At 47.3% G+C, this 14,972-nt stretch carries 15 protein-coding genes and 1 tRNA gene; 8 read left to right on the forward strand and 8 right to left on the reverse strand.

The features are described 5' to 3' along the window. The first annotated feature begins 57 nt into the window (after positions 1-57). The 7 genes from NG346_RS14615 to NG346_RS08060 all read left to right on the forward strand — a co-directional run bounded on the left by NG346_RS14615 (position 58) and on the right by NG346_RS08060 (position 8,777). Positions 58-468 (forward strand): DUF4249 family protein, encoded by a 411-nt coding sequence (locus NG346_RS14615; protein ID WP_396266777.1) that lies wholly within the window; start codon positions 58-60, stop codon positions 466-468. A 366-nt stretch (positions 469-834) separates the two neighbouring features. Beyond that, positions 835-2,460: a phage integrase SAM-like domain-containing protein gene (locus NG346_RS08035; RefSeq protein WP_154535458.1), complete on the forward strand. Its 1,626-nt coding sequence runs from the start codon at positions 835-837 to the stop codon at positions 2,458-2,460. Positions 2,461-2,567: 107 nt separating this feature from the next. Continuing rightward, positions 2,568-4,007 (forward strand): RNA-binding domain-containing protein, encoded by a 1,440-nt coding sequence (locus tag NG346_RS08040; RefSeq protein ID WP_262288582.1) that lies wholly within the window; start codon positions 2,568-2,570, stop codon positions 4,005-4,007. 794 nt (positions 4,008-4,801) lie between these two features. Further along, positions 4,802-5,197 carry a helix-turn-helix domain-containing protein gene (locus tag NG346_RS08045; RefSeq protein ID WP_154535460.1) on the forward strand — a complete coding sequence of 132 codons (396 nt, stop codon included), beginning with the start codon at positions 4,802-4,804 and terminating at the stop codon, positions 5,195-5,197. A 3-nt stretch (positions 5,198-5,200) separates the two neighbouring features. Continuing rightward, on the forward strand, positions 5,201-6,349 hold the full coding sequence (locus NG346_RS08050) for an AAA family ATPase (RefSeq protein WP_154535461.1): 1,149 nt from the start codon (positions 5,201-5,203) through the stop codon (positions 6,347-6,349). Next, entirely contained in the window at positions 6,336-7,073 is a 738-nt protein-coding gene (locus NG346_RS08055; RefSeq protein WP_154535462.1) for a DUF6371 domain-containing protein, read from the forward strand. Before NG346_RS08050 ends, NG346_RS08055 begins: the two co-directional genes overlap by 14 nt. Before the next feature lie 177 nt (positions 7,074-7,250). Continuing rightward, positions 7,251-8,777: a hypothetical protein gene (locus tag NG346_RS08060; RefSeq protein WP_262288583.1), complete on the forward strand. Its 1,527-nt coding sequence runs from the start codon at positions 7,251-7,253 to the stop codon at positions 8,775-8,777. 75 nt (positions 8,778-8,852) lie between these two features. Here the strand turns inward: NG346_RS08060 and NG346_RS08065 are convergent, their stop codons facing one another. The 7 genes from NG346_RS08065 to NG346_RS08095 form a co-directional block, all read right to left on the reverse strand. Then, positions 8,853-9,704: a TFIIB-type zinc ribbon-containing protein gene (locus tag NG346_RS08065; protein WP_262280400.1), complete on the reverse strand. Its 852-nt coding sequence runs from the start codon at positions 9,702-9,704 to the stop codon at positions 8,853-8,855. A 12-nt stretch (positions 9,705-9,716) separates the two neighbouring features. Next, on the reverse strand, positions 9,717-10,838 hold the full coding sequence (locus NG346_RS08070; RefSeq protein ID WP_262280399.1) for an SPFH domain-containing protein: 1,122 nt from the start codon (positions 10,836-10,838) through the stop codon (positions 9,717-9,719). 167 nt (positions 10,839-11,005) lie between these two features. Continuing rightward, positions 11,006-11,419, reverse strand: a complete 414-nt coding sequence (locus tag NG346_RS14620; protein WP_396266782.1) for a DUF6717 family protein — start codon at positions 11,417-11,419, stop codon at positions 11,006-11,008. After that, on the reverse strand, positions 11,416-11,634 hold the full coding sequence (locus NG346_RS08080; RefSeq protein WP_262280397.1) for a hypothetical protein: 219 nt from the start codon (positions 11,632-11,634) through the stop codon (positions 11,416-11,418). The genes NG346_RS14620 and NG346_RS08080 overlap by 4 nt, the downstream gene beginning before the upstream one ends. Continuing rightward, positions 11,631-12,107, reverse strand: coding sequence for a DUF3990 domain-containing protein (locus NG346_RS08085; RefSeq protein ID WP_262280396.1), 477 nt, complete (start codon positions 12,105-12,107; stop codon positions 11,631-11,633). The genes NG346_RS08080 and NG346_RS08085 overlap by 4 nt, the downstream gene beginning before the upstream one ends. Then, positions 12,104-12,331 (reverse strand): DUF3791 domain-containing protein, encoded by a 228-nt coding sequence (locus NG346_RS08090; protein WP_262280395.1) that lies wholly within the window; start codon positions 12,329-12,331, stop codon positions 12,104-12,106. The genes NG346_RS08085 and NG346_RS08090 overlap by 4 nt, the downstream gene beginning before the upstream one ends. A 217-nt stretch (positions 12,332-12,548) precedes the next feature. Further along, positions 12,549-12,630: transfer RNA gene (locus NG346_RS08095), tRNA-Leu, on the reverse strand. Between the two features lie 190 nt (positions 12,631-12,820). Between NG346_RS08095 and NG346_RS08100 the strand changes: the two genes are divergently transcribed. Continuing rightward, positions 12,821-13,696, forward strand: coding sequence for a PfkB family carbohydrate kinase (locus NG346_RS08100; RefSeq protein WP_262280394.1), 876 nt, complete (start codon positions 12,821-12,823; stop codon positions 13,694-13,696). A gap of 580 nt (positions 13,697-14,276) precedes the next feature. On the opposite strand, the gene NG346_RS08105 is transcribed toward NG346_RS08100, so the two are convergent. Next, positions 14,277-14,861, reverse strand: a complete 585-nt coding sequence (locus NG346_RS08105; RefSeq protein ID WP_262280393.1) for a hypothetical protein — start codon at positions 14,859-14,861, stop codon at positions 14,277-14,279. Between the last annotated feature and the right edge of the window lie 111 nt (positions 14,862-14,972).

The following is a 14,972-nucleotide window of genomic DNA, read 5'->3' on the forward strand; positions in this document are numbered from 1 at the left end:
GAAAGCCTTCAGGTCATGCCTGAAGGGAATAAGGGATATACCCTTCTTTTTCTATAGATGTGTTACTGTCTTTGGTTAGGCAGCGGCATCTGCCCGCCACGGACAATCCCCCTTGGGCCGACAAGTCTTGAGCCTTTGCTTAACGGACTGACTGACACAGAACTCAACTTTGGCACTAATAATGACTTCTATCATTTGATGTATGTCTTTGATTCGTCCCAAGTTACATCGCAGGTGGTAACTTTGCATTTGTGTGTCCTTGGGCAGCCATACACTTCGGCTTATCGTGTCGAACTTTTCTCGCTATCGCCGGAGTTTTATCAAATACTGAAGTCTATCAATGACATAAACAATAATGATATAGGAGAGCATGGTCTTGCCTTCATCCAACCGACATATACTAATATCTACGGTGGTTACGGATGCGTGGCTGGATACGGATGCGTTAAATCTCAATGGCTGAAATGAAAAGTCTCATTTGCCTCATTTTCAAGCGAGCGTTTTGAATCTGTAAAAAGAGGAAACTTCCGAAATGTTTCTCAAATGTTTCCCAAGAGGAAATGAAAAATCCCGTAAGTTCTTTATATGAAAGGACTTACGGGATTTATATTGTACCCAGACTCGGGGGCGCGAATACTGAATTGGAGCAAATGATAATGTATTTAGAAACGTTCAGAATCATCTATTATCGTTTGATTATCAACATGTTGCGTATATCATAACTTTCAGAGTCGTTCAGCCTTATTTGAAAATATTTGGGAGATATGGAGCAAATATGGAGCAAATTATCTATCTTTGCAACCGTAATCATAACCCCTTATCACAACGACGATTATGACAATTAGATTTCTTATCCGCACATCGGTAAAGTTCAAGCCAACAGATTTGGAATCCAAGGTGCCACTGTCGCTACGCTTCAAGGAAGGCACATCCATCGACAAGTTCCTTGTCACGAAGATCTTGGTCAATCCCAATCTCTGGGACAGCAAGAACCAGCAAATCAAAAGTCGCATGGTCTGCGATGAGGAGATGCGGCAGATGGTCGACACGGAAGTAACCGCCATCCGCCGTTTCTTCGAGGACGCTTACCAGCACGACCGCGACAATATCGACAAGAACTGGCCGAAGCTCATCCTTGACAAGTATTACAATCCATTAAAGTACAAGCAGGAGACCGTAGAGGAAAAGAAAACGCTGCTGTCGCTATACGACTATTACCTTGAGATGCATCCGCTGTCGGACATTCGCATACGGAACAACCGTGTAGTCATGCGCGTGCTGCAGCGTTATGAGCTCTTCGTGCGCCTTACCCATCCGCGTAAGCGGAAGTTCACCTTATATATAGATGACGTTGACCAGACGATGCTTCACGACATCTGGAAGTATGTGAAGAACGAGCATATCTATCGCGACAACTATCCTGAGTTGTTTGAGGCCGCACCAGAGAAGCGACCGTCCAAGCCACGTGGCGAGAACACGCTCATCGACTACTTCTGCAAGATACGCACGTTCTTTCGCTGGTGCTACGACAACGGACTGACACAGAACCGTCCCTTCGATAAGTTTCACCTCGATGAGCCCGTCTATGGCACTCCCGTGTTTATCACCCTTGAGGAAAGGGACAAACTGCTCGATACCGACTTCTCTGATGATGCCCGGCTCGCCCTGCAACGCGACATCTTCGTTTTCCAGACACTCATAGGCTGTCGCGTGAGCGATCTTTATGCACTGACCCGTGACAACATCATCAACGACGCAGTAGAATATATCGCGGGCAAGACGGTTGACGGCAATCCACGGACGATCCGCGTACCACTGAACAGCATCAGTCATGCCATCCTTGACAGATACAAGAACAGAGAGGGAAAAAGTCTGTTCCCATTTACTACACAGCAGGACTATAACGAGGACATCAAGGAGGTATTTAAGCGTGCGGGGCTTGACCGTATGGTAACGATTCTCAACCCTACAACACGCCGGCAGGAGCAGAAGAAACTCTACGAGGTGGCATCGAGCCACATGGCGCGTCGCACTTTTGTAGGTAACCTCTATCTCGAGACCAAGGACAAGGGCTTGGTGGCAACGCTCTCCGGTCACGACCCTAACAGCGATGCCTTCAACCGCTACTGGGCTCCCAACGAAGAAGTGAGGCAAGAGATGATGGAGAAATTGGAGAGGGTAACCGACAAAAAGCCAGTGGAGCCCAATACGACTAAGCAGGCTTTCACCCCCGTTCATCCCGGTTCAATCCTCAAGCGACAGTTGGAATCCCATGGTTACAACACCAGGGACCTCTCCATGCTCATTGGCAGTACACCGGAGGCCCTTGAAAGCATCATCGCAGAGCAAAAGGCGATGACGGACAATATAGCGCAGGGACTTGAAATGGTACTCGGTGTGTCGGCTGGTATGTGGATGAACCTGCAAAGAGCATACGACCAAGCAATAAAATCGGAATGAGACGATAGAGTTAGCCATACCTGGCAATGAAAAGGCACACTTTCTTTTGCCGTTTCGCGTATTTCCATTATTTTTGCAACAGATACATACAGGCAGAACAGACGATTATGATAACGAAGGAAGAATTACGACAGCTCTTGAAGAGCACTGAGACATACCGAATAGAGCGTACAGTGTCCACTGGTAATAAAGACAAGTTCAGTGAGGCTATCTGTGCGTTCTCCAATGATCTGCCCGGCTCTCACAAGAACGGCTATCTGATAATAGGCGCTGAGGACGACGGTGAAATAAAGCCCAGCTTCAAGGTCACGGATGCCTTGCTGAAGAACATAGCTGCCCTTCGCTCGGATGGCAACATACTGCCGATACCGACCATGAGCGTTGACCGCTATGAGTTTCCCGAAGGTGAACTGCTTGTCTGTGAGGTGCAGCCGTCGCCGATGACACCGGTCCGTTATCGTGGTCGTGTGTTTGTGCGTATCGGGCCCCGACGCGACATCGCTTCCGAGGACGAGGAACGAATACTGACAGAGCGACGTACGGCCAACATGGCTACATTCGATGTCACTCCGTGTCTGCGCGCCAAGCTGTCGGATTTGAATGTTGACATGATACGCAATGGCTACCTCCCCAAAGCCGTTGACGCTGACGTGTTGGCTGCTGACAACAGAAGTCTGGAAGAACAGATGGCATCGGTAGGCTTGTACGATATGGACAGTCATTGCCCGACAAACGCTGCTGTGATACTCTTTGCTCACCGTCCGAAACAGTTTATACCCGGTGCATACGTGCAGTACGTGAAGTTTGGCGGCAACGACAAGGCCTCCGACATACTCAATGAGCGTATGTTCACAAGCTGCTTGTTTGACTTGTTGCCCAAGCTCGACACCTTTACGGAGAACAGTGTCGTAACGACGAGGCCGGTGCCAGTGACTGCCTTTCGCGAGGAGCAAGTCGTCAACTATCCGCGGGAAGCTATCAGGGAGCTGCTACTGAATGCTGTCATGCACCGCGACTACAGTTCCAACATGCCGATACGCTATTACGAGTTCAGCGACCGTTTGGAGATAATGAATGCAGGCGGACTATATGGCAAGGCACGCCCCGAGAACTTCCCCCATGTCAACGACTACCGCAATCCCATCATAGCCGAGGCATTGAAGAACCTTGGATATGTGAATATGTTCAACCGTGGCGTGAGCCGCGTGAAGGAGCTGTTCAAGGAAAACGGCAATCCGCCTATAGACTTCAATGTAGACAAGATCACAGTGTTTGAAGTGGTGGTGAAGCCGAACAATGAAGTTAAGAAAGTAAAGGCTGGACATAAGGGGCGTAAGAAACTTATACCGAGCCAAACAGAATTCAACAAGTTGTTGCAATACTGTTCTGTACCAAGAACAATGCCCGAAATACTTGGATTTATGGGATATAGTGACAGAACCAAATTCAGAAACAAGTATCTTAAGCCTTTGCTTGATGAAGGCAAAATAGAAATGACGAACCCAGAACATCCGAGAAGTAGTATACAGAAATATAAAACTGTTTAAACTTAGTGCCGAAATAACTTGGTGCCTGATTTTATTTAGGCACTAAGTTTAAGATCTTGATTTTGTTTCTTAACTAATTATCACTCAATACATTATCCCCGATTTATGCCTTATCCTATCTTGGTCCCTAAATTCTTTTTAGGCACCAAATTAGGGACCAAGTTGAAAAGAACCGATTAACTTTCAACACTCTTATTATCAGTAAATTAGCCTATAATCATCTTAGCCCCTTATCTATAAATGAATTTAGGGACCAAGTTAAGGCGCCAAGATAACTGGCACCAAGTTGGAGCAGCGGCATTGCCAATCACCCTCTTTCCAAGAAAGGTATGGTTGCGGCAACATGTAGCAGTGGACATTGCGGCAACCGGGAGCTTGCTATAGGTATACTCGTTTCCGAATCTTTGTGAACAAGTTTTAATTTAGTGTCTATTTTGTTAATATCTGTTCATTTTGACGCTTTCTCCGAAAATTTATTCCGAGGAAACGGAAAAAACATCCTAACTTTGCGGCTGTAAGGGGTCAAGACAAGCCCGACCATTTGCACATTATTGTCTTTTGGAGTCATTAGGCTCCGTTCATTTTAAAAATGTGCATATGGCAAGAGATCGAGTTTACATCACATCAACCTTATCATGGGTGCGGGCAAGACCGCCACCATGAAATTTGAACTATGGGCATACCGAACACAATGGGAGTGCCCACAAATGTCAGACTACTACTTACCACCTATTGCATGGCACATAAGTCCATGCAGCAGGATAATCCTAACTATCAATACCATATATTTCTTTATGAATACACCTGCCAATTTCAAAAACACAAGTCATGCCGGCGAGCGTGACTACGAAGCCTTACTACTGGCCCACGGCCTTGTCGATACTATTGAGAAACACAACGGCAACGTCCAGTTCATCATCTCCGCCAAGGGTGTGGAGACCCTTTGCCGTCTCGGCACGGCAGTACTGGCGATGATATCCTCTGCCCCAGGTCAGCAGGCACCGTCTGCCAACACGAAGGAAAAGCAAGACAGCGAAAAACTCGTCTCCAAGGGCGAGGTGAAGCGCATGCTCAAGGTTTGTGACACAACTCTTTGGACGTGGGCCAAGCGTAACTATCTTGTACCGGTGAAGATAGGCAGCCGTGTCAACTATCGGCTCAGCGATGTGAAACGAATCATGGAGGGATAGGATATGAATGATATGAGCAATCCCACATCCTGGCAGAAAGCCAGTCTGATAGGTGCTGAATTGCAAAGTGCCGAGCAGACCAGTGCAGGCGTTCCCACATCCGTAGGCATGCTCTCCATCAAGAGTGCCAACCGCACGCTGACGGAGGCAAGCATGACGGCGAATCCCAAGCAGCTCTACGGTGAGTTTTGGTTTGAGCATGAGATAGGCTGTCTCTTTGCAGACAGCAATGTCGGCAAGAGCATCCTTGCCATACAGATTGCCGAAGACATCGCCAAGACGGGTGAGACGGTACTCTATTTCGACTTCGAGTTGTCGGAGAAGCAGTTCCAGCTCCGTTTCACCGATGAGCAGGGCAACCTCCATCACTTCCCGTCCACACTCTACCGCGTGCAGCCCGACATGAATCTCATTGCGTCTATAGACGAACCTTTCGAAGACGCATTGATGAGGAACATCGAGAATGCCGCGGTGGAGACAAAAGCGAGAATACTCATCATCGACAACATCTCTATTCTCTGCATGCAGATGGAGAAAGGCGAGGACTCCGCGGCACTGGTACAGCGGCTGCGGACATTGAAAAACAAATACGGCTTCTCTATCCTTATCATCGCTCATACACCCAAGCGCAACATGAGCATGCCAATCACCCAGAACGACCTCGCGGGCAGCAAGAAACTGTTCAACTTTATCGACAGTTGCTTTGCCATCGGACTCAGTGCGCAGGGCGGCAATATGCGTTACGTCAAGCAGGTTAAGGTGCGCAACTGCGAGATGCGGTACGGTGGCGACAACGTGATGGTCTGCCATATTGAGAAAGTCGGCACTATGGTGCAGTTCATCAACATGGGAACGGCACCAGAGCACGACCACCTCCGGATGGTCAACCGTGAAGAGCAGGTACAGGAGGCACGACTGCTCTCGGCATCGGGACTCTCGCTTCGCGATATTGCCAGCCGCATGGGTGTCTCCAAGTCCACCGTGGATCGTATGCTGCGTGAGGTCAGTGGCGTCCCAGACGGACAGACAGGACAAGTGGGACAGACGGGACAGGACGGACTGTCCCAAGTGTCCCAACCGTCCCATCTGTCCAATGGGACAGCCGGTGGAAATGCCATAACCTGTAAGACGAATGATGATGGCACAGCATAATGACAGTATAGAGCCGATGTTTGTTCCTTTCGACTACGTCGTCAACTCATTCAGCCGAGAGAACAACTTCTTCCGCTTCTTGCGCACCGAGTGCCATGTCAGCGAGGATGACCTGATACGGCTGCAGTGCCGCTACCTCATCGGCTCCGCTAAAGACGGCAGCATCATCTACTGGCAACTGGACTTCAACGGCAATGCCCGTTCGGGTAAGATCATGCAATATGATGCCACAACGGGGCATAGGGTGAAGACCGCCCATGCTGTCAACTGGGTACACTCCAAACTCATTCAGACGGGAAAGCTGACCGGAGACTTTGTCCTGAGCCAGTGCCTCTTCGGGGAGCACATCCTCCACAGCGACCCTATAGATAATGTGGTGGCCATAGTGGAGTCGGAAAAGAGTGCTCTGCTCGGCTCGCTGGTCTATCCCCGATATACGTGGCTGGCAACGGGAGGGAAATGTAATCTGACCCCGCATAAGACAAGTGCGCTTGTCAACCGCACCGTCATTCTACTCCCCGACGTGGATGCCTATGATGAGTGGAAGGAGCGTGCAAGACTTCTTTTCTTGCCCAAGCGCGTCATTGTTTCCGACCTTCTCCAAAGGATTGCCACTGATGATGAGCGTGAGAAGAAGATCGACATTGGTGACTGGCTCATTGACTTCTTGAAGGCAAGAGCCTCTGAGAAAGGTGTGGACACTGACAAGACAAGGCCTCCTTAGCATCTTCTGGGAAAGCCTCGCAGAGCTACCCTGCCCCAGCAGGGTTATAGCACACTATGACCCTAAAGGGACATGTGTGCAAGGGAACACATTTCCCTTGACCCTTTCGGGGGCGTTGCCCCTCGACCCCATTTTAAGAAGTATGACTATCCTAACCATTTCAACCATTTCTATACTATGGAAAAAACAAGTATCAACATCCAACCTATGAAAGCAGGCAGTGAGCGTCACAACCTGCGCCACAAGGAACTGAGTTACATCCGCAAGGACCTTTCCCATTTGAACGAGTCGTGGTTTGATCCACGCTACGAGGGAAAGAGTATGAATGAAGTCCGCGAAGACATAGCACATCGTTACAAGACCGCCGTCGGACAGAAGATGCAGAAGACCGCCCAACCGCTTCGTGAGGCTGTCGTCGTCATTGGAGACTCCACCACCATGGAGCAGCTGCGACAACTCGCCACGGCCATGGAACGGCAGTTCGGCATCAAAACCATGCAGATCCATATCCATTGTGATGAGGGACACAGCACTGCTCATCCGTCACAGAAAGGCGAAGAATGGAAGCCGAATCTTCATGCCCATATGTGTCTCGACTGGACAAAGCCCAACGGCAAGAGCCTTGCGCTGAACCAGCTCCACATGTCGCAGTTGCAGACTATGACTGCTGAAATCCTCGGCATGGAGCGTGGCGTCAGTTCCGATGTCAAACATCTCAATGCCGTACAATACAAGAACAAGAAAGAGGCGGAGCGCAGTCTTGCCTTGCAACAGCAGAACGAGAACCTGCAGGCGGAGATAGCGCAGTGTCAGGAGAGCAACGACCAGCTACGCTCTGAGAATGAGGAGTTGCTACAGAAAGCGGACCTCATCCGCAAGACAGTTGCTGAGCTCCAGTCGGAAGTCAGGAAGCTCAAGATTACGAAGAAAGGCAAGCAGGCCATGCTCATGGGACTCAACAAGGTCACCGACATCTTTGGCAAGTCCGACCTGCTCTTGGAGAAAGAGAAACTGCAAGGCAAGGTCAAAGAGGCTGAGGATACGCTTGCGCTTTGGCAGGGGAAGGTGGAGAAACTGAAGACCGATCTTGCACGGCGCACCGCCGAACGCGACAAAGCTTTGCAGGAGCTTGCGGAATGCAAGGAGCAGCTTGCTAAGGAACAGGAGGAGAACTATCGTCAATTCCTCTATATAAATAATGTGTCTTCCGAGTTGAGACAGATGAAGCGTGAGAAAAGTGCGCAGGAACGTGCCAAGCAGCCTCGAATGTATGGCATTCCCTCTGTCGTTGATATGAGCAAGTTCAACATCATGGAGGCATACCAAGCTCCTCCCAGTCTGTTCATTGGCATCGAGGGGTACGGTCGCATATCGAAGCGTGCTGAGCCTGAGGACGTTCGTGCCTGGCGTGCAGACGAGATTTCTAAGGAGGAGCTCATCGCCAAATATTTCTCACGAGAGATAGAAGTTGCTCTCACCCGTCGGCTTTCTCGGTTGAAAGGTGCCCGTCTGACGGCAGAGGTGAAGAATATCGAGAACACCATGTTTTTCCGCCTGCCCAGCATTCTCCGCATCCCTTGTTCGCAGAACATCCCGGCAGGCTCCACCTGTGGCGAGAACCCGAATGTCCGTCACCGCAGCCGTGAGGAGCTCCTCCGTGAGCTTGTCGACCAAGGTTATAACGTCAACCAGTATAAGCTATAACAAATGTTACAACTCACACAATCACATTCTCATAGAATGGATTGTGTGAGTCGTCTAATCCTTTGTCTATTCAAGTTAGTTGCACAATAGCCAACCAAGTAGTGCTATGAATGGCGACATTGCAATTACAAGCAGAACCATGCAGCCGCTAGATGCTGCAGGAGGAGTGACACTGGGATCCAACTGTTGAATTTTAGATCTGTATTGTTCCGCTATAGAATTTTGAGGCTGAAGGATATTTCCTCTTGCCATCGAGTAAGCACTACTTGAATTGCGATTGCAGTCAATGCCTTGTGACCATGCCTTGATAATCAAGTCCTTGTATAAGGAACTATCAAAATTGGCGTATATTTCATCACCTATAGTATACGCTATCTTTCCACATGCATATAAGGTATTTGCACTTTCGTCAGCTTGACCTTGGACAGACATGAATTGCTGGAAGTGGTTTAAGGCGGCATTGTAAAGCATTTGAGCCAACGATAATGTTCTGATCGCAACTTCAACAACAGCTTTCTGCTGTTCATTAGCGTCCTTTACATTAGCCTTTATGAGTTCAAATACAGGTTTGATGCAATTATTAACATTGTCCGCTTCTCCAAATATCTGACCAATCTTACATGACATAGCCTTAAAGTATACCGTGTAGAAGTTCGCTTCCCAGCTATTAGGGTCTTTTACGAGTATCATCTCGTAATATTTCGCGGCATTTTCACTGTTGTTAGAATCTTTAGCTCGTCTTGCTATTTGATATAGATTTGCGAGTTCATCAGATGAATCTACTTTGACAGTTCCTTGAATTGTCAGTTTCTTTGCTTCTTCCAATCTTACTTTGGAGCCACAGTATGAGCAGAATCCTTCTGCCCTGCTATCGTCCAGTTGTATGGAAGCTCCACAATTAGGACATTTTACATTTACTAAGCTCATTTTATTTAAGTTTTAATTATTCGGTATTGGTGGTGGTACAGAACCACTGCTTGTTGAAGTCGTAAATTCAGCAAAAGTTGACAATTGAGCCCATGTACTCATCCCCTTTTTCCATGCTAATATGCTTAAGACAGAATTATCTTGATCTATTGCACTTTGAATTTGAGTTGCTGTATATGGCCCTTGTTGCTTTCCATTTATAGCCAAATAATATTCGATTTTAATTGGTATTGGCGGCGGTTCGTTACTTGAGTCGGAATTTGGAATGAACTGACTAGCCATTTGCTTACCCATATTCATGGACGCTCCCATTCCTAATCCAGCATTAATGAATGCGGCTCCTGCTCCGCTTTCATTCTCGGCAGCCTTATCCATTACGTCAAAAGAACGTTCCATCTTATAGTTCTCTTTGCCAGCAATCTTCAACCGTGCAGACAGATTCTTAGCCTTCTTTATTTCGTTTAGGCTCGGGTCATTCTCTGGAATGTTAATTGAGATGAAATTAAATAGCAAGAGATCTAACCCATAATCTTGGAAATAAGGTTTAAGAACGCTTTCACTATAGTTGGATAGTTCACTGATATGTGTAGGTATGTCAAGAACCGACACTTTATCTGATGTAATTTTAGATGCAATTACCTCTGTTAGTTTTGACAACAATATACCACGGAAGTAAGCTTGCAACTGGTATTCTTTGAAATCCGACCTGTTGCCCACCAAACCATAAACGAATTGCTCGGGGTTGCTGACCTTGAAGCCATATTGACCATATGCTCGTACAGGTACTATAATATCATACTTTGGATCCTCTAACAAAATCGGAGTCTCTGTTCCCCACTTGAGATTAAGGCGATTTAGCGTACTAACAAACCAAACATCCGCTTGCCAAGGTGAGTCTCCACCAAATGGTAAATTGATTATCTTGTTCAGAAGTGGGAGGTTGTTCGTTTTGAGAGTATAAGTACCTTCCGTGAATTTGTCGCAAACCTTACCTCCTTTTACGAAAAATGCCACCTGACCAGGGTAGACAACCAATTGAGATCCCCATCGCAAATCACAAGAAGGGAACTTGTGCACGATGACCCCGTCTTGTTGTTCGTATTTTACAATATCTATTATTGCCATTGGCTTCATGTTTTTAATCTATTCAACAGCAAATTTAGGAAAAATTTAGCAATAAAGAAAAAAATGTTGCAGAAAAAAATTTGGATTATCGTAAATTTTCAATTAGAAGATAGGCTCTTATCGCATTGCAAAGCTATTTCTATTAGACTGGCTTGTTTAGATGCATAAGGGCTTTTTTATTTCTTCTTCACGTAGATGCACCTTGGGTATCGCCCCAGCACGAACAGCGTGACGGGGCATATCCATACGCTTCGATGGAAGCTTCTGAAGCTAGTTACGTTATAATCCGTTCCATAGAAGAGGTTGCTGTAGGTCTTGGTCAAGAGACCATAACCTGAGAGGGAAAGGGGATGCTGGCTTGCAACGACCTCAACGCGAACGGTCTGTTTGCCATCCGCCAAGTAGCTGCACAACTTGTCGGCACCACCGACCATCGCAAGGTTGTGGTGCGCGAACGGCCAATCAGGGAAGTCCACATACCATACTCCATCGTCCTCATGGTAGAATATTAAGTCGTGCTTACTCCGTCGAATTATCGCATTTCGGAGCAAGTGCCAAATCAACTTTATTACATGAAGAACCATCATCATTGCATCTTGCCGTACTCTATTTCCTTGTCAAGGAAATCATAGACATAACCGGGAGCCTGAAAATAGAGGCCGGAGCGCGGGTCGGACAATTTCTCGTATGTCTCAGAGTTATAGAGCGTGTCCAAAGCATCGGTCATTGGCATCTTTCTCCGCTCCATAAGCAAGACAGTGAGGTCGCGAGTCATCCCTTCTAACATATAATCAAAGTCAGTCATAGTTTTCTTAGATATTTGATTGCCTTCTCAGTGCCGAAGAAATACTGAAAAGTAATACCTTTCATATATTTCAAATTCTCGAGAAACGTTTCCAGTGTGATTTCCTTGTCAAAGTATTTACGCACCTGTACACCGACCTTGTCGTTGGCTATGGGGCCAATGACAACATCGTAGTCGTGAACGCTTTCTCCGGTTTTTGATTGTCTGTTAGCGAAGATGAATTCTGCCCAATCCTTTGAGTAGCTATCAAACCTCCTTACCTTCAGCGTTCCATCCGTTAACAGTCGCTCGTCAAAGTCATAGACATTGACAACTGGATTGCCGCCAATTTGATAAGCCTTATACTCCGCAAGCCTTTGCGCCTGTAGCCTGTCGGCACTGAGGTAGAAGCCACGTCCAAAATCTTTGTTCGGTTTAGACTTGGCAATGTCAATTTCCTTTATCTCCACTGTCGAACCGTGATATAGCTTCATACCAATGCCCCTCCGTGGCGATGGCAGAAAGCGGTTAGGTCGTCAGTGACGTCTTTGAAGCTCAGCGTATGCATGACGTCGTAGAATTTGTCGAGCATATCCATCCCCTGAAACCGTTTGAGATAGCGATATGCTTCAACATGCGATAGTCCGTGGCGCTTGCCGAATTCGCTGATAGCGGCTATCACATACTCTACCTTGTCACTGATGTCTGCTTTATCCATAGTTGCTTATTTTTCGACAAAGATAAAGGAATATTTTCAAAGAAGCAAAAGTAATGGCGAAAAACGAATGAAAACGAATGAGAACGACCATTATCGAACGGCACTATATGCAGTCAAATTCAATAGAAATGGAGCAAATATGGAGCAAATCGGGAAAAGAAAAATCGCTAAAGTCTTTGTTTATAAGGCTTTAGCGATTATCATGATGTAATAAAAGTACCCAGACTCGGGCTCGAACCGAGATGCCTTGCGGCACTGGTGTTTGAGACCAGCGCGTCTACCTATTCCGCCATCTGGGCATGCGCGTAAGAATACGCAATGATGTAAATAGTGAGTGCAAAGGTACAACATTCTTGGAGAAAATCCAAATTTTTTAGGTTAAAAGTTTAAAGGAACTACAGAAGGAAGAATCGGAAAAGCAAAGAAAAAGGAATTTTTCTTTGCTATTTCACTCGTTTGCAGTATCTTTGCAATGTATAAACAACTAATATGACAGATATTTGCTGCATCGGGCATATCACCCGCGATAAGATCATCACGCCGGAGAGCACCGTCTATATGGCCGGTGGCACCTCTTTTTATATGTCTTACGGCATTAGCCGTCTGCCGAAGATGGTGAGCTATGAACTGGTGACAAAAGTGGGGAAAGGTCAGTTTCCGGAGGTAGAGAAGCTGCGTCAGGCAGGCATTGACGTACGTTGCTATGACAGTCGCCATACGGTGTATTTTGAAAACAAGTATGGTGCTAATTCCGACAACCGTACGCAGCGTGTGCTGGCCAAGGCGGATCCATTCACCCTGGAGGAGATGAAGCCGTTGGAGGCGAAGGTGTTTCATCTAGGCAGTTTGTTGGCCGATGACTTTTCGCCTGAGGTAGTGGAGTATCTCTCTACCAAGGGTCAGGTGAGCATCGATGTGCAAGGCTATCTGCGCGAAGTGTCAGGCGAGCAGGTGCGTGCTGTGGACTGGAAGGACAAGGAGCGCATCCTGGCCTGTACTGACATTCTGAAGCTCAACGAGCATGAGATGGAGGTGATCACGCATTCCAGAAATCCACGAACGGTGGCCTTACAGTTGGCAGACATGGGTGTGAAGGAGGTGATCATCACGCTGGGCAGCTATGGCTCGCTGATCTATTGTGAGGGGCGATTCTATGAGGTGCCGGCCTACAAACCTCAGGTGCTCGTCGACGCGACAGGCTGTGGTGACACCTATTCCACGGGTTATCTGTGGATGCGCTTGCAGGGTGCGAGTTGCGAGGAGGCTGGTCGCTTCGCTGCTGCTATGTGTACGCTCAAACTGGAGCATAGCGGTCCATTTGACAAGACCCTGGCTGATATCCACCGCGTCATGCGTCGGAAGTGATGAGGGCGTAGAAGGTGACGTTCGACTATCGTTTCATGAATTGTTGATAAAACTGACAAAAAACATCCATTTTCCAGGCGATTTTCTCGACCAAAGGGTTGTTTGCTCTCAATTTCGTGATTTTTGGAAGTATTTCTGTAACAAGCTGATATTCAGACGATTACCATCTTTGGCTATATTTTCTTCATTTTGGCTCTATCGAAATCGGAAAGATTCATGGCAAAAACAATGGCTTTTTCTTGTAAAAGTACCGTTTTTGTGCTGTCATCTCAGTAGTTTGACGAAAAATTCTCTAGAGAATTTTCCATCAAAACACAGTTTTCTCATCGAGAAACAACTGAGATGACCAAGAGAAATCACTGATTTCATCCATAAAAGCCACATTTTTGTCGTCGAGTAGCTACTTTTTCATTCATCCGAGAACGATACGCATCCATTTTCATCTCATGGTTTCTCTAGAATGAAGTTTAATCCTGATGCACTTTTGTCAATAAATATACTCAAGCAAATCACAACATTCATCCAACTACCATACGATCTCTTGGCATTCGTAAGGCTTTTGTAGTCGAAGAAAAACCAACTATCTCACGCTGAGCAGCCCGTAAGCGCCAGTAGTGACGACTGGAAAGCGTGTCATCTTCTTGCCCCCACTGCCGGAAGCGATAATGCCGCCGTTGTTGAGATCATAAGTTCTGTGGCAGTTGGAGCAGGACGCAATACCCGCACTGTTCACCTTGAGCGGATAGCTGCGCAGTGGCAGCGCGTTGGAGTCGAAGCAGTTGGGGCACTCACGGTCGTAGGCGTAGAACGTCTCGGAGAAACCATATCCCACAATGATCGCGCCGTTCAGACCAAGGATGAGTTGTCCGGCCTGCTGCCGTTGCTTATCCTTGGCATCGAAGACAACCTGACTGCTGCTGCCCTGATTGTTGGTAAACACGAAATATTGCGCGCCACTCTTTGAAGTGGTGGTGATGGTGACAAAAATACCGGAAAACGGTGTCATCGCCTCGGCGAGCGTGGCATTGTTGTGGGTCTGATTGTCGAAGTACAGCGCGCAGGGGGCTGTACTGAATTCACTCTCCACATCGCCACAAGCCACGAAGAGAGCAGCAGACAGCAGTCCCGTCATGGCCAGCATAATGATTCTGAATACTTTCTTCATTGCGACTATTCTATATAATAATAATGTGGGGCGAGATTTATTCCCGACCCGCCATCATTGACAGTAATTAGTAAGTGCTCTGCGGCATTAGGGCAGCCATGGTGCCCCACC

It is taken from the genome of Hallella absiana, assembly GCF_025457485.1.
Classification (GTDB): Bacteria; Bacteroidota; Bacteroidia; order Bacteroidales; family Bacteroidaceae; genus Prevotella; species Prevotella absiana.